The sequence below is a fragment of the Altererythrobacter lutimaris genome (assembly GCF_013371495.1).
Taxonomy (GTDB): domain Bacteria; phylum Pseudomonadota; class Alphaproteobacteria; order Sphingomonadales; family Sphingomonadaceae; genus Erythrobacter; species Erythrobacter lutimaris_A.
The window spans coordinates 343,440-366,519 of record NZ_JABWTA010000001.1 but is presented as its reverse complement, the minus strand read 5'-3'; the positions used below and the strand labels follow the sequence as shown (position 1 = coordinate 366,519).

The following is a 23,080-nucleotide window of genomic DNA, read 5'->3' as shown; positions in this document are numbered from 1 at the left end:
TACTACATAGCGATTCAGCAGCGAATCGTCCACCTGCAATACGCATTTACTGTGAACGCCTTGTGACTTAGAGGCTCCTCCATGGATCTCGACGTTTCGCCTTTGTCGCTCCCTTTCCCTGACATGCCCGCCATTGATGGCGTGACGCTGCGCGTGGCGCGAGCGCGTTACAAGCAATGGGACCGCTGTGATCTCACCTATGTCGAGGTCGCTGAAGGCACCGCTGTCGCAGGGGTATTCACCCAAAGCGCCTGTGCCTCGAGCGAAGTCGAACTCGGCCGCGAGCACGTCAAATCCGGCTCCGCGCGCGCGCTGATCGTCAATGCTGGCAATTCCAACGCGTTCACCGGTTATCGCGGGCGCGAAGCGGTCGAGCAGATCATGGGCCAGGTGGCAGAGCATCTCGGCTGCGCGCCCGCTGAAGTGTTTGTCTCCTCCACCGGCGTAATCGGCGTGCCCTTGCCCAAGGATAAGGCCCGCGAAGGCGTCACTAACGCCCTCACAGCAGAGCCCTGCGGATGGGAAGATGCTGCAAGCGCGATCAACACGACCGACACTTTCAACAAAGGCGCAACCGCCAGCGCGATGATCGGCAGCACGAAAGTGCATCTTGCAGGCATCATCAAAGGCTCGGGCATGATCGCGCCCGACATGGCAACAATGCTCGGCTATGTGTTCACTGACGCAGCGGTCGAGCCTGCTTTCCTGCAGGAAATGCTCAGCGCAGCGAATGAGAAGACATTCTCCTGCATCACAGTCGATGGCGACACTTCGACCAGCGACACAGTGCTCGCGTTCGCGACTGGCAAAGCAGCTCATGCGCGGATCACCGGCTGGGACAGCCCCGGCGCAGACGCCTTTGCCGCAGCACTCCATGATGTTTGCCGCCAGCTCGCGCATCTGGTGGTGCGCGATGGCGAAGGCGCGAGCAAGTTCATCACAGTGCGTGTATCTGGTGCAGTCTCCGATGACAGCGCGCGCAAAGTCGGGCTCGCCATAGCGAACTCACCGCTCCTCAAAACCGCCATCGCGGGTGAAGACGCCAATTGGGGCCGCGTCGTCATGGCGGTCGGCAAGGGAGGCGAGCCAGCAGACCGCGACAAGCTCTCCATCGGATTTGGCGGTGTCTGGGCGGCGCGCGATGGCTTGCCGGTCGAGGATTATGACGAGGCGCCAGTTGCTGACCATTTGAAGGGGCAGGAGATCGATATTGCTGTAGACCTTGGCTTAGGCGAAGGGCGCGCGAGCGTTTGGACCTGCGATCTCACGCACGGCTATATTTCCATCAATGCGGATTATCGATCATGAGCGATAGTGGCATGACCGCCCTCGACAGCGAGATCCACGACCTGCTCCGCTTTGCAGCCGAGCGCAGCATGCTGCCACGCTTCCAGAACCTTGCCGAAGGCGAGATCGAGCAAAAAGGCGAAGACGACCCTGTCACTATCGTTGACCGCGAAGTCGAAGCCTTCCTCACTGACGCGCTCACCAAGCTTGCGCCCGATGTGCCGGTCGTCGGCGAAGAAGCGGTGCACGAAGACAAGTCTGTGCTCGACCATCTGTCAGACCCTTGCTGGATCATCGATCCGCTCGACGGGACGATGAATTTCTCCGAAGGCAAAGACCCGTTCGGGATCATCATTGCGCTCGCCGATGCTGGCGAAGCGATTGCTGGGTGGCTCTATGACCCCAAAGCCGACCGTCTGTGCCACACAAGGCGCGGCGAAGGCGCTTTCGTGAATGGCGACCGAGTGACCGCCAAGCCGACAGGCGGGGATCAACCCGTCGCGGCGATCTCGCGCATCTTCCTGACCGAAGAACAACAGGTCCAAGTCGATGAACGGCTGATGCCGCATTATGCCTGTGTGGAAACGCCGCGCTGCGCAGCAGAGCAATATCCGCGGCTCGCGCTGGGCCAGAACGATGTCTCGTTTTTTGAACGCACGCTCGCATGGGATCATGCAGCTGGCGTGTTGTGGCTTAATGAAGCGGGCGGCAAGGTCGCGCGCCCCGATGGCAGCCCCTATCGTGTCGATGAATGGGACCGCAAAGGCATGCTTGGCGCAGCGAGTCCGGCCTTGTGGGACGAGCTCGCCGCGCGCATGCAGGGTATGTATTGAAGCCTGAAATCAGGCCTCAAATGAGGTCTTAGAGTTCGCCTTCAAGCCACTGCTTCAGCTGGCTTTTCGGACGGGCGCCTTGCAGCTGAGCGACAATCTCGCCGCCTTTGTACAGCGCGAGGTAAGGGATGCCCTGCACGCCAAGCTTACCAGGCGTATCGGGGTTCTCCATAATGTCCATCTTGGCGATCGTGACCCGATCACCCAGTTCGTCGCTGATCTCTTCCAGCGCAGGCGCGATCATCTTGCACGGACCGCACCAATCGGCCCAGAAATCGACCAGAACGGGCTTGTCCGCTTCGAGCACTTCGCTCTGCCAGCTTGCATCGGTTACTTCGACAGTAGCCATGATGGTTCTCCTTATTCGTGTTGCGTTCAATGTAAGCTTCGTGAGCGCGAGCACAACGGTTACGGCTCACAAGGATTACTCACTGTCCACAAAGGCGGCCTTGTGCGGCTGTAATGCAGCGTCGGACAGCGCAATGAGGCGCGGCGCGTGGGTGTAAAGCACCGCTGCACGGACGGGCCGATCCGGATAGATCGCTTCCAGCGCTGCGACATAGGCCGCCATCTGTTTGAGGATAGGCCGAGCGATTTCCGCTTCACTTGCTGGAGGACGACGCGTGGTCTTGAAATCGACGACTGTCACCGCCTCGTCAGTCACCAGAAGACGATCCGCGATACCCGCAATCACTTCTCCGCCTACCGTCGCAGCGAGCGGGACTTCGGCAAGCGAGCCCGGCACGAAAATCTCTGCAAATTCGGGCGTTGCAATCACGCTGAGCGCGCTTGCGAGGATGTCAGCGCGTTCCGCTTCGCTTAAATCCCAGGCTTGTTGCGCAAGCCATGCCGCGGCTTTCGCTTCACGCTCGGCTACCGCCACATCGGGCAAGCGTTCGAGCAAGCGGTGGAGGATCACCCCGCGCCGCGCGGCAATCTTGGCATCGGCGGGCCTCAACGGAGGATCAGCGCCTGCTTCCTCACCAGCCGAGGACGGCGCAAGCGGCTTAGGCGGACGCGGTTCAGGACCAATGGGCTTGCGCAGCCATGCCGGGAGCTCAGGCTCTGTCGTTTGTTCGGCCTCCACTGCATCGTCTGAAGGCATCCACTCAGCGCGATAGCCTCTTTCACGCCGCGCGCCCCATATATCATAGCTCAGTGCCTCTTCGCCAAACAGCGGCGCCAGACGCGCGTACCAACTGTCTTCCGGCGGGCCTTCCTTGTTGCGCGGCCCCAGCGATCCGCCGATGAATAGTGCTTCTTCCGCGCGCGTCATTGCGACGTAAAGAAGCCGCCAATGCTCTTTCATGTCTTCGATTGTCGCGCGCTCAAAGGCTTCTTCGACCGGACCTGCGCGCTCGGCTTTGGAAAGACCAGGGATCGGGATCTGGCGCGGCTCTGATCGGCCCGAGAGCGCTTCAGGCAATCGTTCGGGCAAAGCGATATCGCTCCCCTGCCCCGGACTGCCCGTCGCATCGGCAAGGATGACAATCGGCGCTTGCAAGCCTTTCGACCCGTGCACCGTCATGACGCGGACTTGATCGGCATCTCCTCCGGGATCGCGCTTCAATTCGCCGTCGCCTGCGTCAAACCACTGGATGAAGCCTGCCAGACTGGGCGTCGCGGTCGCTTCATATGCGAAGGATGCGTTAAGCAGCTCATCAAGCGGATCATTGGCTTCGCGGCCCAACCGCGCGATAAGCCTTGCACGGCCTTGCCACGGTCCGGTCAGCAGCCATGCGATCAGCGCTTGTGGTGTGTCGAAGTCAGCCCGCGCGAGCAGCTCGCGAAGCTGCGCGACGGTTTGCTCCACCTTGGGGTCTTCGCTCGCACGCAAGTGATCCCACAAGCGTTGCTTGGGCTTGCGCGGGACATGCTCAAGCAGATCGTCCTGGCTCCAACCGATGAGCGGCGAGGACAGCAGGTTTGCGAGGCTCAGGTCGTCCAACGGCTGCGAAGCAAAACGCAGCGCTGCGAGAACGTCCTTGACGGCAAGCGGCGCGCCGAGGCGCAAGCGATCAACGCCGGCTACCGGAACCCCGCGTGCATGTAAGCGGCCAACAATCAGCGAAGCGAGCTCCTTGCGCTTGCGGACGAGCACCATGATGTCGCCAGCGGTGGCGCGGCGCGGCGTGCCCTTCTCGAGGATGAATGGCTCGTCATTTAGCCAGCGATGGACTTGCTCGGCTATCTTGTCCGCAAGCTTTCTATCATGCCTTGCAAGCCAGCTATCTTGGCTGATCTCGCCCTCATCTCGGCTTGTCTCGGGGTCATCTCCAGCGTCCGATCTGACCGGCTCCCACAGCGTCACGAGCCCTGCTTTATCAAAGCCTTGATGGCGCTCTGCGGGGGTGGAAAGGCCGAGTGTTTCAGACCCTATCGCTGCAATCGCCGCATCTACGAAGTCGAGCACAGGCTGCGTCGTGCGGAAACTGCGCGCTAGATCCATGTCCTTGAGTTCGCTTGGCTTTTTACCGCCGCGCAAGTTGCCAGCATTTTCTGCCGCGCCGGCCATCATGGCTTTTACACGCCGTTTGGCCGCTTCAAAATTCTCCGGGCTAGTGCCTTGAAAACCAAAGATTGCTTGCTTGTAATCGCCGACGGTAAAGATGGTTCGCACGCGGTCATCGCGCGCGCCTTCGCCTGCGAAAAAGTCGTCGATCAACCCGTCAAGGATGATTGTCCATTGGCTCGCATTGGTGTCCTGCGCTTCATCGACGAGAATATGGTCAAACTGGCGGTCGAGCTTATAGCGGATCCATGCTGCAGAATCCTTTTGCGACAGGAGCTTAGCCGCCATCGCAATGAGATCGTCGAAGTCGAGCAGTCCTTCACGCTGCTTTGCATCACGCCAGGAAATCGCAAAATGCCGCGCCAATTCAAGCGCCGGCGTCAGGAAACCCGATAGCTCGATAAGCCTTTTCCGCTCAGCGACTTCCGCCACGCCTTCAGCGATGCGATCCTGATAATTCGCAAAGTTCGGGTCCGTATCGCAGGGTTTTTTCATCACCCGCGGAAGGCCGTCCTTCTTGAGGATCGTGTCGTAAAACTGCTCGAGCAAGTCGCCGCGCGCAGTCAAATCCGCCGCGAGCCAAACACCTATAAACTCTGCACTATTTTGCCCGTTTTTCGCGTTCCAGCCCTGCAATGTCGGGAGCATGGCACGCAGCGTTTCGTCTGGAAAAACCTCTGGTGAAAGCGCTTCGGCGACCCAGTTTTCATCCGCATCAACCGGCAAACCCAGCAGCTGCATCACCTGCGCGCGCATCGGCGCTTGCCATGCGCTCTGGCCAAACCACAGATCTTCGTGTGATGCGCAGCGCATCAACCAGCCGCGCAGCGCATCCGCCCCCTTGCGGCGTGTAAACTCCGCAACCGCGTCAAGCGTCTGAGCATCGCTCGCCCGCTCGGCATCGACCAGCATATCGGCCAGGACATCCCGCGCGAGGATCTCCCGCTCGCGGTCTTCGATTGGCCGCATCCCGGGCTGCAATCCGGCCTCTTGCGGGAAGTTTGCAAGCAGCCATTGCGAGAAGGCGTGGATCGTATCGATCCTGAGGCCTCCGCCCGGACAATCGAGCACGCTAGCAAACAAAGTGCGCGCTTTCTCGCGGGTATCTGGGTCGGTCGGTGCGCCCAGATGGGCTAGCTCTTGCGAGAGCAGAGTATCCTCCAGCCGGACCCAGCGCGCGAGCACGTCATTGATCCGCACCGCCATTTCCGCAGCGCCTGCCTTGGTGAACGTGAGGCAAAGAATATCGCTCGGATCGACGCGCGGCTGCAGCAGCAAGCGAAGCACACGTGCGGACAAGACTTGCGTCTTGCCTGTTCCGGCCGAGGCAGAGAGCCAGACGCTCTCCTCCGGATCGACCGCGTGCTGCTGATTGCCTGCGAGAGGATAGACCGCGCCGCTCATGCATCATCCCCATCATCGGCGAGCGAAATCTGCCATTCTTCCAGCCGCATCAGCTGATCGTAATCGGCATAACCGGGATAGTCGGGATTGAGCTTGGCTGTGAAAGGCTCGCGACCCTTGATGTAATCGCGGATCGCTGCGTGGAGATACTCCTCGTGTTTGGGCAGGAACTCTTCAGCCGTAAGCCCCATCTGTCGATCTGTTTCTTTCGTGGCGGGATAAATGTAGCCGAATGTATCCTTGTCTTTTGCGAGCGACCAATATTCGAACTTGGACGCATCACCTGTCAGCAATTGACCACCTGCGCCTTCGAATGATCCAGCGCTGGCGACAAGCCCCAGCAATCCCAATTGCAGAGCAAAGCCTTCTGAAACTTGCATCCGACTAGGCGGCTTACCGGTCTTGTAGTCAATGATCGCAAGGCTGCCATCTTCAAGCCGGTCGATCCGGTCCGCGCGCCCGTAAATCTTGACGCCATCGACCTGCATTGCGCCATCGAGCTCAACACCGAGAACCTCGCGCCCCTCTTGTGCATTGACTGTCTCTTCCGCCCATTTGAGGCCTTCCAGCAAGCGCGGCAACCATAGGCCGCGCAGCAGCGGATGCGCATTCTCCCGCGCGAGCACTTCGCGCGCGACAGTCTCGATGGATACATCCGGATCTTTGCGGCTGACCCTGTGCCATTCCTCGATCATGTCATGCGCGAGCGTACCCTTCCATGCGGGATCCTGCGTCACATCGCCATCAAGCGGGTCGAGCTTGCGGAGATCGAGGATCGACTGCGCGTAAAACTGGTACGGATCGCCCAGCAACCGGTCCAAAGCTGTCACGCGAATGTCGACTTGCCTTAGCTCGGAAGACGGGTCTGGTTTCGGGCGAGGATAATCCTCTCCCCGCTGCACAGCGCGGTCCAGTTGTTGCGCGAGCTGAGGGACCTCGACATCGCGATGCGCGGTAACGCCTTTTTCGCCGAGCAGAGCTTCGATGCGGGACAGGAACCGTGACGGTATCGTCGGTCCGTCGGCATCGCGTAGCGCCCGGCTCACCACCACTTCCGGCGCGCCTAGTGCGCCTGCAAGATCGTGCGCGGCAAGACCGATGCGGAAGTCATTGGCCGGCACACCCAAAGCGCGCAGCAGTGCCGGAGCTAAGATCGGATCAGGTCCCGGAACCCCCGGCCAGGTCCCTTCATTGAGGCCTGCGCAAATCACAAGATCTGCGCGCGTCATGCGCGATTCCAGCAGGCCGTAGATCGCAACGCGCGGATGGCCGCCATAAGGAGGACGCACAGCAATCTCAGCCATTGCATCGCTAAGAGCTGAGTGCAAATCCGATGGCGCAAGCCGCGTTTCAGTCACGCTCGCCTGTGCACGCAAATCCTCGACAAATGCGCTCAGTGCACGGCCATCTTCCGCGCTCCAGATCGCTTCACCCGCCAGCGCCTCTGCCGCCTCGGCAATGAGGTTGAGCGCTTCTTCCAGCGTCACATCATCGCGTTCTGAAAGCGCGACGAGTGGCAAGAGAGTGGTTTCAACTGCGCTCCACCATTCCTCTTGCCCCGCCAGCTTTGCCAGCGTTCCCAAAGGCGCAAGCCCCGGAGTTGGCCGCGGTCCTCGAAGCTTGCATTCGAACGCCCGCAGGCTAGCGAGCCACGCACCGCGATTGCCGTCGCGCTGCACTAAGGGGTGCCCCAGCGCCGCAACAAGCGGAACGGGTAGCGGCCCTTCGCTCGCAATCTCGGCGAGCAGCAGGGACAACCGCCCGGCTGGGGTCAGATCAAGCGGGCGACCGGCGGTATCGTCTGCAGCGATGTTCCAACGCTGCAAATGCTGCGAGACCCGCCGCGCCAACCCGCGATCAGGTGTGATGACTGCAACACGCTTTTCCGGCGTCTCCAACGCCTCGCGCACAAGGATCGCGATCGCCTGCGCTTCTTCTTCGCTGGTTGCGCTTTCCAGCAAGCGCAGATCGGAAAAGCGGCGTTCCTCTGCGGGCATGGTGCTCCAGACCTTGCTCGCTTGCGGAGGCAAAAACAGCGCGGAGACCGCTTTTGATCGCTGTGGAGCGGAAGCGCCGAGCCCGCGCCTGTGCCAGGCTTGCACTTCGCTGCGATTGACACTCATCCGGTTGAGCAGCAGCTTCAAATGGTATTGCGGATGCGTAACCGCATCAGAGCGCGCGAACACTTCATCGCTATCAGGCGATGGCCGCCCTGCTCGGCCCAGTTCTTCCCACGCTTCATCGCCCATCGCTAAATCCAGGTCCGGCAGGATAACCGCCCCCTGAGACAAGTCCGCAATCACGCGCAACAGCTTCGCCAATGCAGGGGCAGCACTGGTCACGCCGGCTGCAACAATCGGCCCTTCCGGCGGATCGGCGCGCCATTGCCGCGCAGCGCGTTCAAACAGGCGATTGCGGCGCTCGGCAGCATCGACCAGACCATGCTCATCGAGCCACGCCTGCCAGCGGGCCAGAACGCGTGCGAAAACCCGTGTGCTTTCTTTCAAATGCTCTGAAAGTTCGGGAATGAGGCTCAGCACGCGCTCGCTTAGCAAGTCCTGAGGCGCAATTTCCTCGACCAGCAATCGGTCCATCGTACTGGCAAATTCGCGTGCCATACGCAGCGTCGCTGCACGAGAAGGAGCCTCGCCCTCCTCCGCCTCCAATTCTGTGGCCAGAATGCGCTCCAGCTCGAGCCAGCGCCGCGTTGGCTCCACCGCAGGCGGAATGTCCGACGTGCCCAGCGGGTCGAGCAAAGCACCCAACGTCTCGTCCAGATCGAGATCGCCGACCATCGCCATACGCGGCATCAACAGGCCCTTGCGGCCTTGCTCTCCCGCGTGGCGGATAAAGGCTTCCGATACAGTCCGCGCAGCACGCGCGCTCGGCAGCAGTAATGTCAGATTGGCGAGACCGAGTGCGCCTTCATCATATCGCGGCACCAGCCCCGCCACGAGCGCATCGGCAAAGCCGCGATGTGCGGCAATGGAATAGACGCTGGGACCTTCGCGCTCAGCCACGACCTAAGGCGATCTCCGTCGGCTTGATCGCGTCAGGCGTGCCGACTTCAAACCATTGGCCGGTGAAGCTCGTCCCGAACAAGCGGTCTTCTTCCATCGCGCGGGTCCACAGCACATTGGTCGAGAACTTGCCGTCAGGCGCATCGCGCAAGAGCCGGTGCGAAACCAGCTGGATACCGGTGTAGATGAAAGGCGCGATCCGGCCAGTCTGACGGCGGCTCAAACGGCCTTGCGCATCCATGTGGAAGTCACCAGGGCCGGTGAAATTGGCAGCGCGTGAATGCGGGACAACCAGCAGCAATGCATCCATCCGTTCTGCGTCCCACACGCGCGACAAATCATCGAAAGCGTTGCGCGGCCCATCGAGCCAGATATTGTCCGCATTCAGGCAGAAAAACGGATCGGGAAGATGCGGCTGGGCCTTGATCATGCCTCCGCCGGTTTCCAGCAGGACCTCGCGTTCGTCAGAGATAGTCACCGCTGGCTTGGCGCGCTCTTTCACATGCGCTTCGAGGGCATCGGCGAGATAATGCACATTGACGACAGCCTTTGCGACGCCTGCTTCTGTGAGCCGGTCCAGCGCGTGATCGATCAGAGGCTTGCCTGCAACGCGCACGAGAGGCTTTGGTTGGCTCGCTGTAAGCGGCCGCATGCGCTTGCCAAGACCAGCTGCCATGACCATCGCGGTATCGCTGGCGAGTCCCTTTGCGCTGTCGCTCATGCGAGCTTGCCTCCTTTCGCGTCACGCAATTCCTGCGGAATGTTGGCGTCGAACCAAGCGGCGACGGGAGCTAGCGCGGGATGCTGCAAGTCACGCTCCATAGCGCGCCACACGCGCGGGATAAGATCGAGATAGCGCGGCTTGCCATCGCGCTTCCAGAGCCGCGTGAAAATGCCGACAATCTTCGCGTTGCGCTGAGCGCCGAGGAGCGCATAGTCGGCTGCGAAGTGCTCGTCTGTCTGCGCTGCTTCCGCGTAACGCGCCAGCATCGCGGCCTCCAACTCCTCGGAAACGTCGCGCCGCGCATCCTGCAGTAGCGAGACCAGATCATAGGCGGGATGCCCCACAAGAGCGTCCTGAAAATCAATCAGACCTTGCGGCGCGCTTGGCGAGCCGCCCAGCAGCATGATGTTTTCTGCATGATAATCGCGCAGCACTGTAACACTTGGCTTTTGACGTTCATGCAACGGGGTAAGCACTGCGCGCCATGCGGCCTCGTAGCCATCCGCGTCGACATCTTGCCCTGCGGCAGGACAATACCATTCAGTGAACAGCGTCGTCTCACGCAGATAGACTGCCATATCATAGGGCGCGAATGGCCCGGCCTCATGCTGGTGCAAGTCCACCAAAGTGTCGATTGCGCCTTCATAGCAAGCAGTCTCGCCCGCAGGATTGTCGTCAATCCAGTCACGCATCCGGTCATTACCGAAGTCTTCCAGCAGGACCCAGCCTTGCTTTGCATCAGCAGCGAAGATTTCGGGCGCACGCATGCCTTTGCGGTTGAGCCACTCTGCCACATGAAGGAACGGCTTGGGGTCTTCATGCGGCGGCGGCGCATGCATCAGCATGGCCGGCTTCCCCTCTTTCGCAATGCGAAAATAGCGCCGGAACGAAGCATCACCGGGTATCGGGTCGATATCGGCCTCGGCCCAGCCCGCGCTCGCAAGGAATTCCATCAGCCCGTAAGGGAGAGTTTCAGCAGCGTCGCTCATGGCATACGTCCTTGCCAAGCCTTGCCGCCGCTGACAATTGCGCGCCGACCTTGTTCCGCAATTTCCAGCTCTATTGTCAGGCATGCCAGCTCATGCGCAAAACCGCCTCCCTTTTCCGGCCACTCAGCCAGCAATGCAGCACCTTCGCGGTAATCATCCAGCCCCAGTTCAAGCACTTCTGCAGCATCATCCAAGCGATAGAAATCGGCATGCGCCACCGGCATGCGCATCGCCGCATCATCATACAGTTCGATAAGTGTGAAAGTCGGCGAAGGCACATCGCCCTTATGACCCAAGGCCGCGAGCACCGCCCTCGCCAGCGTCGACTTGCCAGCACCCAGATCGCCGCGCAGCTCGACCACATCGCCCGGCTGCAACTGAGCGGCAATGCGCGCTCCAAATTCTGCCATCGCCGCAAGATCGGGCAACTCTATCGTCGATTGAACCTCGTTCATTGCAGCAAGATCACCGCAGCCGTTCCCACGCCCTTCTGGCTTTCGATAGTCAGCGTTCCACCATGCGCTTCGACCAGCCTCGTTGCCAACGGAATGCCCAATCCATCGCGGGGGTTTTTCCGGTCCGCATCATCGCGCCGGCTGCCATCCAGAACACGCTGAAGTTCACTCTTCGTCATGCCGGAGCCATTGTCCGACACCACGATCCGTTTGCCGTCTTCGAGCGTGGCAAGATCGATCAAGATCTTGCCGCCGCTTTTCGTGCTTTTGATCGAATTGTCGAGCAAGTGGCTGATCGCGCGGCCCATCTGGCGCGGATCGATCTCAGCCATGACGGCCGGATCACCGCGCAGATCGAGCCGCAGATTGGCCGCGACAATGTCGTCCTCGCGCTCGCGAACAACGTCGGTCAGGAATGCGAGCAGATCGGTCTCTTCGCGTTTCAGCGGCAGCAAGCCCGCTTCGCTTTGCGAGAGGTCCAGCACGTTCTCGACCTGCTCGCCCAGCCGCGCGACAGAATCGAGGATCGCCGCAATATATTCCGCCATTTGATCGGAGACCGGTCCGGCAGCGCCAGACTGGATCAGCTCGGCAAAACCGCCGATTGATGTCAGCGGCGTACGGAATTCATAGGACATATTGGCCAGGAAGCGTGACTTCATCGCGTCCGCATCTTCCAGCGCCTGCGCCCGATCGCGCAAGGCCCGCTCGGCATTTTGCGAGTCTGTGATGTCCAGCACTGTGAGCAGGCCATTGCCGTCTGGCAGCGGAACACCTGCAAATTCGAGCGTGCGGTCGTCCGCGAGATCGATCCGTCCGCCTTTCTCCTTGCGGTCAAGCGTTGCTGTGCGGATGATTTCACCGATTGCCTGCGCTTGCTCCGGCTGCGCCAAGTTCGGCTCGATGGCCGCTAGCAAATCATCGACGGACGGGTGCGAGTCCAGCAGCTCCGGCTCCAGCCCCCAGATTCCGCCAAAGCTGCGGTTCCACAGCTGAAGCGAACCATCAGGCGCAAACACAGCAATCGCTTCAAACAGGCTGTCGAGCGTTGCTGTGCGTGTACGCAGCAAAGTGTCGCGGGTGGCAGACAGCGCGAGCTGTTCAGACTGATCCTCTGCAATGAGCACGAGACCGCCATCAGGCATCGGCTGCGCAACGATCCGCAAATGCTCACCGCTGCCGAGCGTCCAATATTCTTCCTGGCTCTCGCGCGCATTGAACCATTGCAGATGCTCTTCGCGCCAAGCCGGGAAATCGCGCACTCCGGGGGTACGCCCTTTGTCATGTGCATCGGCAAGGAAGCGGTCGAAGGGCAGTCGTTCCGTGAGCGCGCTGCCGCTCAGATCAAGCAGACGTTGAAACGGCAGGTTTGCGAACACAAGCTGCTGCTGCGCATCGAACTGCGCCACGCCAACCGAGAGCTGATCGAGCATCGCCCGCTGCGCATCGCGGAACGCGCGGAATTCGCGTGCTTGCTGCTCGAGCTCTTCGATATCGATGGCATAGCCGGCAATGCCCTCGCGCCCCACTGCGAGATCGCTAACCCGCAAGGACCGGCGCTCACCGCTCACAGTTGTGGGAACAATGCGTTCTTCTGCGCCACCCGCTTTGGCTGCTTCGGCTGCGAGCTGGCCGGGTTCCATTCCGTCGGCAGGCTCAAGCAATTCGATCTGCTTGTCGATGACTTGCTCGGCATCCTCTGCTCCGACCGCATCGACATAAGCGCGGTTGACCAGCCGCAGCTTCGTATCGCGCCCGCGGAACCACATCGGAATGGGAGCCGCTTCGATCAAACCGACAAGCGCTGCAAAATCGTGCTGCGCGCGGTGTGCTGTTTCGCGCAGCTGAGCCAATTCACGCTCGCTATCCGAGAAGTCGAAAATCCACAGCAGCGCAGCACCGCCCGGCCATACGGACGGATCCGCCCGCGTCCCGGCCACCGCCAGACTGCGCTTCGAACCCGGCGGCGTCATGACAAGCCGGAAGGGCTGTGCGGTGGTCTGCGCAGCCTTCACCGCTTGCGAAATCTGTTCGACTTGCCCGCGCCCTAGCCCAGTTTCTTCATCGCCATGCAGCTCGCTTAGGAAATGCGGCACACTGTCCAGGCCCAGCCAGGCCGCGAGCCGTTCGCCCGCTTCGATCCCGCCATCGTTGCGCACAAGCACAGGAACCGCTGGTGCTGCGTCGATCATGCGCTGGCTGCGCTTCAGGCTTTCGCGCATCGCCTCTACTTTTCGCGATGTGCGCGAGGCCCGCATCATCAGGACCGCTGCACCAATCGTCCAGGCAGCAAGCAGCAGGCCGATAAGCGCCAGGACGTCGGGTGAAACAGTCATATCTTCCAGCTATGCGCGCAGGCGCTGCGATGCAACTGGCGAGGATACGAAAAGCCCCCGCAAATACGATGATCTGCGAGGGCTTCTTCTATTGTGCGATTCATCGCGCCAAATCAGTAGCGATAATGATCCGGTTTAAATGGACCGTCTTTCGGCACACCGATATAGTCGGCTTGCTTCTGGCTCAGCTTCGACAGTTCAACGCCGAGCTTTTCAAGATGCAGCGCTGCAACCTTTTCATCCAAGTGCTTCGGAAGAACGTAAACGTCGTTCTCATACTCGTCCGACTTGGTGAACAGCTCGATCTGAGCAAGCGTCTGGTTGGTGAAGCTTGCGCTCATGACGAAGCTTGGGTGACCGGTTGCACAGCCAAGATTCACCAGGCGGCCCTTGGCAAGTATCAGCAGCGACTTGCCATCAGGCATCGTCACCATGTCAGTGCCTTCCTTGATTTCCTTCCACTCGTAATTGTCGAGCGCGGAAATCTGGATCTCGCTGTCGAAGTGACCGATGTTACAAACGATTGCCATGTTCTTCATGGCTTTCATGTGCTCGCCGGTGATGACGTCTTCATTGCCTGTGGCCGTCACAAAGATGTCAGCGCGCTTGGCGCCTTCTTCCATGGACACAACTTCATAGCCGTCCATCGCCGCCTGCAATGCGCAGATCGGGTCGATTTCCGTGACCATGACGCGCGCGCCACCGTCGCGGAGCGAAGCCGCTGAGCCTTTGCCGACATCGCCGTAACCAGCGACGCAAGCGACCTTGCCGGCGAGCATGACGTCGGTCGCGCGACGGATCGCGTCGACCAGCGATTCCTTACAACCATAAAGGTTGTCGAACTTCGACTTGGTCACGCTGTCATTAACGTTGATTGCCGGGAATGGAAGTTTGCCTTGCTTGGCGATCTGATAAAGCCGCATTACGCCTGTGGTTGTCTCCTCGGACACGCCCTTAATGTTCTGGACGCTCTTAGTGAGGTAGCCCGGCCTTGCCGCAACGAACGCTTTCAACGCGCGCTGGAACTCAATTTCTTCCGCGTTGGCTGGAGCAGGCATTTCTTCGCCTGCTTCGATGCGCGCACCCCAAAGCGCGAACATCGTCGCATCGCCGCCGTCATCGAGGATGATGTTGGAAGTGAGGTCTGGATCGCTGTCCGTTGACCAGTCGAAAATGCGGCCAACATAGTCCCAGTAATCGGCAAGGCTTTCGCCTTTGATCGCGAAAACCGGAATACCCTGATCCGCAATCGCCGCTGCCGCGTGGTCCTGTGTCGAGAAGATATTGCAAGTCGCCCAGCGCACTTCAGCACCCAAAGCCACGAGCGTTTCGATCAGAACTGCGGTCTGGATCGTCATATGGAGCGAGCCGGTAATGCGCGCGCCCTTCAATGGCTGCGATGCGCCATACTCCTCACGCAGAGCCATCAGGCCTGGCATTTCAGTCTCAGCAATCGCGATCTCGTCACGGCCGTATTGTGCCAGTGCGATATCTTTAATGACGTAATCTTGTGCAGCTTCAGCCACGCACATTCTCCTGATGGATGATAAGTGTAAGCCCGCGCGCGAAGGCACGGGCCATTGGCTGCCGCCTCTAGCTGGAGATCACTTCATTTGCAAATATAAAGCTATCTTTATATCTGACCTTCCAAGTTCACCTTGGAGCAGTTGCCGTTCAGTCCTGCGCGGATGTACTTGCTGTATCAAGCAGCGCCACTTGCCGTGGCTCTTCGCCGAGCATTTCACGCGCCGTCGCTGAGAGGCGCACATAGTCGCGTTCAGCGCTCAGCTCTGCGGCGAGCTGCTTAAGCTCTGCACAACTCAGCCAGGGGTGACCCAAACCGTAAGAGTTTGCGATCCGCACATCGACTTTGTCGAGCGCTCGCTTGCTACCGCGCTTACCGTAACGCGCTTCCATCTGCCGCCTCACATTCAAGCTTGCACTATTGATGCGGCGATGATGCGCGGCGTTGAACTGCTGATATTCCGTGCGGAAATCATGCTCAGTGTTGCGGCATCGCAAGCTGGTTACCATCAGCATGATGTTGAGCTCGCGCAGCTGCTCTTCATCCGATTGCGTTGAATTCGCCTGTGCGACTGCCGGAATCGCCAATGCGGCGCTGCAAGTCAATGCCACTGCGCGCCGCGTGAATGTTGTCCTCAAATCCATGTCTGCCCCGTTGATCGTTATCGTGCTGTTTTCGCCCCACCAGCACGAGGCAATCTCAGGGACAGGATTTACCGAAGCTTCAATACCCAAGGTAAAGGGGTCTTAAGGATACAGAACATGCTTGAAGCTGCGGCCCCGCGCATTAAGTGATGCACACAAGCTTTCCGCCTCAACTAATGAAGGACCATGACGCTATGACTATTTCTGTGGGTGACAAACTTCCTGACGTAAAACTGGTCAAAGCGACCGCTGAGGGTCCCGAGCAGGTTCAGGCTTCGGAATATTTTGCAGGCAAGAAAGTGGCACTGTTTTCTGTCCCAGGCGCATTCACGCCGACTTGCTCAGCCAAGCACCTTCCGGGCTTTGTCGAAAAAGCTGAAGAGCTGAAAGCCAAAGGCGTGGACGAAATTGTCGGCACAGCCGTCAACGATGCTTTTGTAATGGGCGCATGGAATCAGGCAGCTGGTTCTGACGACATCACTATGCTGGCAGACGGCAATGCCGATTTTGCAGAGGCGGTTGGCCTCACCATGGACGGCTCAGGCTTCGGCATGGGCAAGCGCGGCCAGCGTTTTTCCATGGTCGTCAATGACGGCGTGGTTGAGCAGCTCAACGTTGAAGCGCCAGGCGACTTCAAGGTTTCCAGCGCTGAGCATATGCTGGGCCAGCTCTGAGACCTGCTCATATTAGAATTGGGAAAAGCGCTTGAGGCTTAGGTCTCGAGCGCTCCTTTTTATCGTCGAGCAATTAGCTGCTCAGTGCATCATGCGCGGCATCAGCCAGTCCGCGCATGGCGTCACGCCACGGACCTGGTCCATAGCTTATCCGGGCAACGCCTAGGTTTCCCAAATCGGCATTTGAGATCATGCCGGGCAATCGCATGACATTGACCGGCAGGTCGACCGCCCGACACAAGCGCGCGATAAGGTCGGGATCGCTCAGCCCGGGTACAAACAGGCAGCCAGCCCCAGCTTCACGATAGAGCGATGCACGTTCGATCGCCGATTCAACCAATTCATCCTGATTGGGATCATCACCCCTCATGAGGTGTCTGAGGAACAGATCGGTGCGGGCATTGACGAAGAGGCCGACCTCATCGACCGCCGCAATTCGTTCAGCCTGTTCAGCCGGCTCTCGCAAAGCCTCGCTACCGATCAATTGGTCTTCCAGATTGCATCCCACCGCGCCTGCTTGATGCAGCGCCTGTGCATTCGCTGAGAGCGATTCAGGATTATCGGCATAACCGCTCTCGATATCGACGCTGAGAGGTAATCGGACTGCTCCCGCGATCCGTTCGGCAATGGCAAGCAAAACATCGAAGGGGATTTGCTCTCCATCTTCAAATCCCTGAGCACCGGCCAAAGAGAGACTTCCTGTTGCAATTGCCGTCGCACCGGCCTCAGCCACGATTTTTGCGCTTCCTGCATCCCAAATGTTGAACAGCACAAGCGGATCAGCGCCTGTATGAAGCGCTGCGAACGCGTCTTTGATCATGAGTATTCTCCACCCTCGCGTTTGAGCAATTCAGCTTTGATCGCCGGTCCGTAGGCATAGCCACCCACGCCGCCACTCGCCGGGACCACTCGGTGGCAGGGGATGAGCACCGCGATATTGTTCGCGCCATTCGCACTGCCGACCGCCCTGCTAGCCTTCGGATTGCCCAGCATCGCGGCCTGCTCGCCATAGCTGCGCGTCTCGCCAGCCGGAATCTTTCGCAAGGCTTCCCAGCACCGCTGCTGGAAGGCAGTCCCTTTCACATCGAGCGGGATGTGCCGATTATCGAGCTGAGGCTGCTCGACTGCTGCGATCACTTGCGAGAGCAATTCAGCGAAAGCTTTGCTGCCTTGCACCAGTTCCGCGTTGGGAAAACGGGCCAGCAGCTGTTCTTCGCCTTCATTGAAGCTGAGGCAGCACACGCCTTTGTCTGTCGCCGCGACCAGCATTGCGCCCAGCGAAGTCTTCACTACCGTCCAATGGATAGTGATCCCTGCCCCGCCTTTGCTCCAGTCGCTCGCCTGCATGCCCAGTTTCCCTTCCATATCAGCGTAGAAGCGGCTTGGCGCTTCATACCCCGCATCATAAATCGCATCGCTCACCCGTTCACCGCCAGACAGGGCTGCACGCGCTCTTTCTTCGCGCAAGGCGCGCCCATAAGCTGCAGGTGATAGGCCTGTCGCGCGCTTGAAAACGCGTTGGAAGTGTGTCGGGGAATAGCCTGTAATTGCTGCCAATTCCGCGAGCGATGCCCGTCCCTTGCCGTCGCGCAATTCAGCGATGGCCGCAAGCACCGCGGCCTCATCGCGTCCGACGTCGTCGGGCAGACATCGTTTGCACGCGCGCAGACCTGCTGCCCTCGCCTCCGCACCCGTTGTGAAGAAACGCACGTTCTTTCGCGCAGGATGGCGCGCGGCGCAGCTCGGCCGGCAATAGATTCCGGTTGTGAGCACGCCAGTCACGAAGCGCCCGTCAAAACTGCGGTCGCGCAGTAAGACAGCTTGCCATGCGGTTGCTTCATCCAAGGGTTTAACTTCGTTCATGCAAGTTTCTTTAGCGAAGCCTGCGCATGACTGCATCCCGAAGCTTGCGGCCAAAGCGCAAGCCTTTGTATAAAGCCGACGCAATGGGAAGATTTCTGACAGTTCTCGCAATGCTGACTGCGTTGCTGATGCCGCTCGCTGCCAAGGCAGAGCCTGCCGACATTGACGCAGCGGCGCGTGGAGTCGTACGCGTTGTGATCATCGGCACAGATGGCACAGAAGTGTTTCCCGTCAGCCATGGTAGCGGCTTCGCCGTCACGCCGACAATGATTGTCACGAACGCGCATGTTATTCGCGAGGCTATGCAGGACGACACGCTGCGGATCGGGATTGTCCCGTCCGACGGCGCAGAAGCCGCTTACGGCAAACCAGCGGCGGTCAGCCCCCGCAATGATCTCGCGTTGGTCGAGATTACGGAAGGCAGCCTGCGCTTGCCTCCGCTGACGCTTGCAGCAGGCGTCACCGGAGACTTGGGCGAAGTTTCTGCGGTCGGTTACCCCATGAATGTCGACCGCGCACAAGGCCTAGACATTGGTGACATCTTCCGCTCGCAGCCACCAGTAAAAAGCCGCGGGTTCTTGTCCGGCGCGCGTCCCAGCCGCCAGTTTGATACGATCCTTCATACCGCTCCGATTGCGCGCGGTAATTCTGGCGGACCTCTGCTTGACCCGTGCGGCCGCGTCGTCGGCGTGAATTCTTTCGGAGCAGACTCCGATGGATCGGATGCGGAATTCTATTTCGCGGTATCTTTGGGCGAATTGCTGCCGTTCCTGCGCGAAAACGAAGTCGAAATCAGCCCGAGCGGAACCGAATGTCGCAGCCTTGCTGAAGTCGATCTCGCAGAACGCTATCGATTGGAGCAACAGCGCACGGAGGCTCGCGAGCGCATGGCCGCACGCGAAGCGGAGCTGCGCGAAGCTCGTGCACGCGCACTGCTTGAAGCGCAGCTCGAGGTTATGGAAGCTCGCGAAAACCTGATGGCACTCGCAATGTTGTGCCTGCTAGCCGGGATCGGCGCGGCCTTCATCGGCTTGCGCTACCGCGAGAAGCCAGATCAGCGCACGGCCATGCAAGTGGCCTTCGGCATTGCGCTGATTGCGTTGGGAGGCACGATTGTCGCATGGTTGATGCGGCCCGGGATCGACCGGATCGACGAACTTGTCGCGATCAAGCTCAATCAGGCAACGCCCGATGATCCCGCTAGCCCTCCCCAGCAAGCGAGCGATGGCACTCTGCTTTGTTCTTTCGTGCCTGAACGCAGCCGCGTGACAGGCGCGCGTACCGATGATGTGGAATTCGACTGGGCGGCGGATGGTTGCGTCAATGGTCGCACGCAATATGGCCAATTGAATGGCGAATGGAGCCGCGTGCTGGTGCCTGAGGATCAGAACGCCGTCGCCATCAATCGCTACGATCCAGAAACGCGGACTTTCCGCACGGATCGCTACCTGCTTGGCCGCGCCGAAATGGAGAGCGTGCGCGAGGCGCGCTCGAGCTACGAGCCTCCGGTATGTGGTGTGACAGATGCCGCGCTCTCGCTTGGCGATCAGCAGCAGGCCATTACGTCCATGCTGCCGAACCGCCCGAACGAACGATTGGTCTACGCGTGTGCCCCGCGTGAAGTTACAGCTGCGACGCCGCTAGCAGCTGAGGAGTAAATGTCAGGCCGCCAGCGCCTCACCCGATAGAGTAATCCGGTGCATCTCGCGGCGATGGCCTTGATAGTCGTTCATCGCATTATGCCACGTCGTCCGGTTGTCCCAGATCGCGATCGTACCCGGCTTCCATTGCAAGCGGCACTGATTGTCTTCCATCACAGCCGCATCGAGCAGTTTCTGCAGCAGCGGCAGGCTTTCCTCGCGCGTCTGGCCGACGAAATTGATCGTGAAAGCACCATTCACATAGAGCAGCCTGCGACCCGTATGCGGGTGACGGATGACAACCGGATGCACAGCACCGGTTTTCAGATCCTGACCGCGCAGGGAATCGCCCATGTCTGTCTGCGCGTAGAGCCCGCCCTCTTCATATACATGGTCGGCGGTGTGGAAGGCTTCGAGCCCTTCGATCTCTGCTTTCAACTCGTCGGAGAGCGCATCGTAAGCCGCACCCATATGCGCCCACATTGTGTCGCCACCTGACGGGGGAAGCTCGCGCGCGACGAGAACAGAGCCCATCGCAGGGATCTGGTCATAGGAATGGTCCGTGTGCCAGGCTCCGCCAATGTTGGTCTGCTGGTCCGGCTCTTTTTTCACCACAGCGATTTCGTTGAAGTCTTCTTGCAGCGGGAAATAGTTGTTCACATCGATCCCGCCCCAGCGTTTGCCGAAAGTGATGTGATCTTCCGGCGTAAATTCCTGATCGCGAAAGACCGCAACGCCGTGCTCGTAAATGGCCTGCTTGACTGCTTCCATCTCTGTATCACTGCATGATGCGAGCGAAACGCCGGAAATCTCTACGCCGCATTTCGGCGACATGGGTGTGAGTTGCATTTTGATCCTCTCCCTGAGCGCTGTCCGCGCTTTCTTTGAGGCACAATAGCGCACAGATGCAGATAGTGAAACATTGCTCTCGTAAAACGCCACGGACTCGGCTTGCCTTATACAGGGGCCGATGCTAGGCGCGCGCCAGCTTTGCCGGGGTGAGTCCAACTCGCTCCATTTGGCTTAAGCGATGCATCGTTACTCTCTTCGATCCTAGAGGACATAAAGCGCGTGGATATTTCCGCCGGTATTCAGGCTAGCCTATCAGGTCGTTACGCCTCGGCATTGTTCGATCTTGCTTCCGAGCAAGGAACAGTGACTGCAGTCGAATCGGACCTTGAATCTCTAAAGAGCGCGCTCGCCGAATCGGCTGAGCTTGCGCATCTCACCACGAACCCGAAGGTATCACGTGCTGAGTCAGAGAAAGCGCTCGCCGCTGTTGCAAAACATCTCGGCCTTAGCGAGCTCACGCAGAACTTCCTCGGCGTGCTCGCGCAGAACCGCCGGCTTTCTGCGCTTTCGGACGTGATTGCCGCATTCCAGATGATCGCGGCGGCACAGCGCGGCGAAGTCAGCGCAGAAGTCGCCAGCGCGCATCCGCTTAGCGAAAGCCAGCTCGAAGCGCTTCGTAATAAACTTACCGCCCGTCAGGGCCGCACGGTGAAGCTCACCAGCAAAGTCGACCCTGACCTGCTGGGCGGCCTCGTCGTCACCATTGGATCGCAGCGCATTGATGGCTCGATCCGCACCCGTCTCAATTCACTTGCTCAGGCCATGAAGGCTTAAAGGAACCACAATCATGGAAATCCGCGCCGCAGAAATCTCCAAGGTCATCAAGGACCAGATCGCCAATTTCGGCACTGAAGCTGAAGTCAGCGAAGTCGGCTCAGTTCTCTCCGTTGGTGACGGCATCGCCCGTATCCACGGCCTCGACAAGGTCCAGGCTGGTGAGATGGTCGAGTTCGCGAACGGTGTTCAGGGCATGGCGCTGAACCTCGAAGCTGACAATGTCGGCGTCGTGATCTTCGGCTCTGACGCGGAGATCAAGGAAGGTGACAGCGTTAAGCGTACCGGCACCATCGTGGACGTCCCGGTTGGCAAGGGCCTGCTCGGCCGCGTGGTTGACGCTCTCGGCAATCCGATCGACGGCAAGGGCCCGATCGTCGCCGACAAGCGCATGCGCGTAGAAGTCAAAGCGCCGGGCATCATCCCGCGCGAATCCGTATCCGAGCCGGTGCAGTCCGGCCTCAAGGCGATTGACGCCCTCGTCCCAGTTGGTCGTGGTCAGCGCGAGCTCATCATTGGTGACCGTCAGACCGGTAAGACCGCTGTCGCAATCGACACTTTCATTAACCAGAAGGGTCCAAACGCTTCGGGCGATGAGAAGAAGAAGCTCTATTGTATCTATGTTGCGGTTGGTCAGAAGCGTTCGACCGTTGCTCAGATCGTAAAGCAGCTCGAAGAAAATGGCGCGATGGAATATTCCATCGTGGTTGCCGCAACCGCCTCTGAGCCTGCTCCGCTACAGTATCTGGCGCCTTACACCGGCTGCACCATGGGCGAGTTCTTCCGCGACAACGGTATGCATGCCGTGATCGTCTATGACGACCTTTCGAAACAGGCTGTTGCCTATCGTCAGATGTCGCTCCTGCTGCGTCGTCCTCCAGGCCGCGAAGCCTATCCGGGTGACGTGTTCTATCTTCACTCACGCCTGCTTGAGCGTGCGGCGAAGATGAATGAAGAGAACGGGCACGGTTCTTTGACCGCTTTGCCGATCATTGAAACTCAGGCGGGTGACGTGTCGGCCTATATTCCAACCAACGTGATCTCCATCACTGACGGCCAGATCTTCCTTGAAACCGACCTGTTCTTCCAGGGCATCCGTCCTGCGATTAACGTGGGTCTGTCGGTTAGCCGTGTGGGCGGTGCCGCTCAGACCAAGGCGATGAAGAAGGTTTCCGGCTCGATGAAGCTGGACCTGGCGCAGTACCGCGAGATGGCAGCGTTTGCGCAGTTCGGCTCCGATCTTGATGCCGCAACGCAGAAGCTTCTGAACCGCGGTGCGCGCCTGACAGAGCTGCTGAAGCAAGCTCAGTTCTCGCCAATGCCGTTCGAAGAGCAGACAGTGTCGATCTATGCGGGTACTAACGGCTTCCTCGATGCTGTGCCGGTTGACCGAGTCACCGATTACGAAGAGCAGATGCTTGCCTTCTTCCGCAGCGAACACGGCGATGTTCTCACGGACATCCGCGAAAGCGGTAAGTTCGAAGGCGAGACGGCAGACAAGACGAAAGCCGCTCTCGAAGCATTCGCGAAGCAGTTCGCCTGAGACGC

Annotated in this window: 18 protein-coding genes; 6 read left to right on the top strand and 12 right to left on the bottom strand. The window is 59.6% G+C overall.

Annotated elements, in window-relative coordinates:
• Positions 1-81 precede the first annotated feature (81 nt).
• Together argJ and HUO12_RS01745 are read left to right on the top strand one after the other, a co-directional pair.
• On the top strand, positions 82-1,308 hold the full coding sequence (argJ, locus tag HUO12_RS01750) for a bifunctional glutamate N-acetyltransferase/amino-acid acetyltransferase ArgJ (protein WP_176271973.1): 1,227 nt from the start codon (positions 82-84) through the stop codon (positions 1,306-1,308).
• On the top strand, positions 1,305-2,120 hold the full coding sequence (locus tag HUO12_RS01745) for an inositol monophosphatase family protein (protein ID WP_232367279.1): 816 nt from the start codon (positions 1,305-1,307) through the stop codon (positions 2,118-2,120). The genes argJ and HUO12_RS01745 overlap by 4 nt, the downstream gene beginning before the upstream one ends.
• 28 nt (positions 2,121-2,148) lie before the next feature.
• Here the strand turns inward: HUO12_RS01745 and trxA are convergent, their stop codons facing one another.
• From trxA to HUO12_RS01700, 9 genes are all read right to left on the bottom strand, one after another.
• Complete coding sequence (gene trxA, locus HUO12_RS01740; RefSeq protein WP_176271972.1) at positions 2,149-2,469, bottom strand: thioredoxin; 321 nt, start codon at positions 2,467-2,469, stop codon at positions 2,149-2,151.
• A gap of 75 nt (positions 2,470-2,544) precedes the next feature.
• Positions 2,545-6,036: a double-strand break repair helicase AddA gene (gene addA, locus HUO12_RS01735; RefSeq protein ID WP_176271971.1), complete on the bottom strand. Its 3,492-nt coding sequence runs from the start codon at positions 6,034-6,036 to the stop codon at positions 2,545-2,547.
• Positions 6,033-9,056 (bottom strand): double-strand break repair protein AddB, encoded by a 3,024-nt coding sequence (gene addB / locus HUO12_RS01730; protein WP_176271970.1) that lies wholly within the window; start codon positions 9,054-9,056, stop codon positions 6,033-6,035. Before addB ends, addA begins: the two co-directional genes overlap by 4 nt.
• Positions 9,049-9,777 (bottom strand): nucleotidyltransferase family protein, encoded by a 729-nt coding sequence (locus tag HUO12_RS01725; RefSeq protein ID WP_176271969.1) that lies wholly within the window; start codon positions 9,775-9,777, stop codon positions 9,049-9,051. Before HUO12_RS01725 ends, addB begins: the two co-directional genes overlap by 8 nt.
• Positions 9,774-10,769 (bottom strand): aminoglycoside phosphotransferase family protein, encoded by a 996-nt coding sequence (locus HUO12_RS01720; RefSeq protein ID WP_176271968.1) that lies wholly within the window; start codon positions 10,767-10,769, stop codon positions 9,774-9,776. The genes HUO12_RS01725 and HUO12_RS01720 overlap by 4 nt, the downstream gene beginning before the upstream one ends.
• Positions 10,766-11,224, bottom strand: coding sequence for a tRNA (adenosine(37)-N6)-threonylcarbamoyltransferase complex ATPase subunit type 1 TsaE (tsaE, locus tag HUO12_RS01715; protein WP_176271967.1), 459 nt, complete (start codon positions 11,222-11,224; stop codon positions 10,766-10,768). The genes HUO12_RS01720 and tsaE overlap by 4 nt, the downstream gene beginning before the upstream one ends.
• Positions 11,221-13,560: a PAS domain-containing sensor histidine kinase gene (locus HUO12_RS01710; protein WP_176271966.1), complete on the bottom strand. Its 2,340-nt coding sequence runs from the start codon at positions 13,558-13,560 to the stop codon at positions 11,221-11,223. The genes tsaE and HUO12_RS01710 overlap by 4 nt, the downstream gene beginning before the upstream one ends.
• Before the next feature lie 113 nt (positions 13,561-13,673).
• The gene (gene ahcY / locus HUO12_RS01705; protein ID WP_176271965.1) at positions 13,674-15,092 is read right to left on the bottom strand and encodes an adenosylhomocysteinase; all 1,419 of its coding nucleotides are present in this window, start codon (positions 15,090-15,092) and stop codon (positions 13,674-13,676) included.
• A gap of 142 nt (positions 15,093-15,234) precedes the next feature.
• On the bottom strand, positions 15,235-15,729 hold the full coding sequence (locus HUO12_RS01700; RefSeq protein WP_176271964.1) for an S-adenosyl-L-homocysteine hydrolase: 495 nt from the start codon (positions 15,727-15,729) through the stop codon (positions 15,235-15,237).
• A 194-nt stretch (positions 15,730-15,923) separates the two neighbouring features.
• Here HUO12_RS01700 and HUO12_RS01695 point away from each other — a divergent pair, with 194 nt between their 5' ends.
• Entirely contained in the window at positions 15,924-16,403 is a 480-nt protein-coding gene (locus tag HUO12_RS01695; protein WP_176271963.1) for a peroxiredoxin, read from the top strand.
• Positions 16,404-16,476: 73 nt separating this feature from the next.
• Here HUO12_RS01695 and HUO12_RS01690 read toward each other — a convergent pair whose 3' ends face one another.
• Both HUO12_RS01690 and HUO12_RS01685 read right to left on the bottom strand, forming a co-directional pair.
• Positions 16,477-17,223, bottom strand: coding sequence for an isocitrate lyase/PEP mutase family protein (locus HUO12_RS01690; protein ID WP_176271962.1), 747 nt, complete (start codon positions 17,221-17,223; stop codon positions 16,477-16,479).
• Positions 17,220-18,266: a bifunctional transcriptional activator/DNA repair enzyme AdaA gene (locus tag HUO12_RS01685; protein ID WP_176271961.1), complete on the bottom strand. Its 1,047-nt coding sequence runs from the start codon at positions 18,264-18,266 to the stop codon at positions 17,220-17,222. Before HUO12_RS01685 ends, HUO12_RS01690 begins: the two co-directional genes overlap by 4 nt.
• An 83-nt stretch (positions 18,267-18,349) precedes the next feature.
• Here HUO12_RS01685 and HUO12_RS01680 point away from each other — a divergent pair, with 83 nt between their 5' ends.
• Positions 18,350-19,924: a S1 family peptidase gene (locus HUO12_RS01680; RefSeq protein ID WP_176271960.1), complete on the top strand. Its 1,575-nt coding sequence runs from the start codon at positions 18,350-18,352 to the stop codon at positions 19,922-19,924.
• A gap of 3 nt (positions 19,925-19,927) precedes the next feature.
• On the opposite strand, the gene HUO12_RS01675 is transcribed toward HUO12_RS01680, so the two are convergent.
• Positions 19,928-20,755, bottom strand: coding sequence for a TauD/TfdA dioxygenase family protein (locus HUO12_RS01675; protein ID WP_176271959.1), 828 nt, complete (start codon positions 20,753-20,755; stop codon positions 19,928-19,930).
• A gap of 222 nt (positions 20,756-20,977) precedes the next feature.
• Here HUO12_RS01675 and HUO12_RS01670 point away from each other — a divergent pair, with 222 nt between their 5' ends.
• Positions 20,978-21,532 carry a F0F1 ATP synthase subunit delta gene (locus tag HUO12_RS01670; protein ID WP_176271958.1) on the top strand — a complete coding sequence of 185 codons (555 nt, stop codon included), beginning with the start codon at positions 20,978-20,980 and terminating at the stop codon, positions 21,530-21,532.
• A gap of 13 nt (positions 21,533-21,545) precedes the next feature.
• Positions 21,546-23,075, top strand: a complete 1,530-nt coding sequence (gene atpA, locus HUO12_RS01665; RefSeq protein WP_176271957.1) for a F0F1 ATP synthase subunit alpha — start codon at positions 21,546-21,548, stop codon at positions 23,073-23,075.
• The last annotated feature ends 5 nt before the right edge of the window (positions 23,076-23,080 follow it).

Bases quoted from the DNA above. Each gene is read 5' to 3' on its own strand.
- argJ (WP_176271973.1), top strand. From the start codon at position 82: ATGGATCTCGACGTTTCGCCTTTGTCGCTCCCTTTCCCTGACATGCCC.
- HUO12_RS01745 (WP_232367279.1), top strand. From the start codon at position 1,305: ATGAGCGATAGTGGCATGACCGCCCTCGACAGCGAGATCCACGACCTG.
- trxA (WP_176271972.1), bottom strand. From the start codon at position 2,469: ATGGCTACTGTCGAAGTAACCGATGCAAGCTGGCAGAGCGAAGTGCTC.
- addA (WP_176271971.1), bottom strand. From the start codon at position 6,036: ATGAGCGGCGCGGTCTATCCTCTCGCAGGCAATCAGCAGCACGCGGTC.
- HUO12_RS01725 (WP_176271969.1), bottom strand. From the start codon at position 9,777: ATGAGCGACAGCGCAAAGGGACTCGCCAGCGATACCGCGATGGTCATG.
- HUO12_RS01720 (WP_176271968.1), bottom strand. From the start codon at position 10,769: ATGAGCGACGCTGCTGAAACTCTCCCTTACGGGCTGATGGAATTCCTT.
- tsaE (WP_176271967.1), bottom strand. From the start codon at position 11,224: ATGAACGAGGTTCAATCGACGATAGAGTTGCCCGATCTTGCGGCGATG.
- HUO12_RS01710 (WP_176271966.1), bottom strand. From the start codon at position 13,560: ATGACTGTTTCACCCGACGTCCTGGCGCTTATCGGCCTGCTGCTTGCT.
- ahcY (WP_176271965.1), bottom strand. From the start codon at position 15,092: ATGTGCGTGGCTGAAGCTGCACAAGATTACGTCATTAAAGATATCGCA.
- HUO12_RS01700 (WP_176271964.1), bottom strand. From the start codon at position 15,729: ATGGATTTGAGGACAACATTCACGCGGCGCGCAGTGGCATTGACTTGC.
- HUO12_RS01695 (WP_176271963.1), top strand. From the start codon at position 15,924: ATGACTATTTCTGTGGGTGACAAACTTCCTGACGTAAAACTGGTCAAA.
- HUO12_RS01690 (WP_176271962.1), bottom strand. From the start codon at position 17,223: ATGATCAAAGACGCGTTCGCAGCGCTTCATACAGGCGCTGATCCGCTT.
- HUO12_RS01685 (WP_176271961.1), bottom strand. From the start codon at position 18,266: ATGAACGAAGTTAAACCCTTGGATGAAGCAACCGCATGGCAAGCTGTC.
- HUO12_RS01680 (WP_176271960.1), top strand. From the start codon at position 18,350: ATGGGAAGATTTCTGACAGTTCTCGCAATGCTGACTGCGTTGCTGATG.
- HUO12_RS01675 (WP_176271959.1), bottom strand. From the start codon at position 20,755: ATGCAACTCACACCCATGTCGCCGAAATGCGGCGTAGAGATTTCCGGC.
- atpA (WP_176271957.1), top strand. From the start codon at position 21,546: ATGGAAATCCGCGCCGCAGAAATCTCCAAGGTCATCAAGGACCAGATC.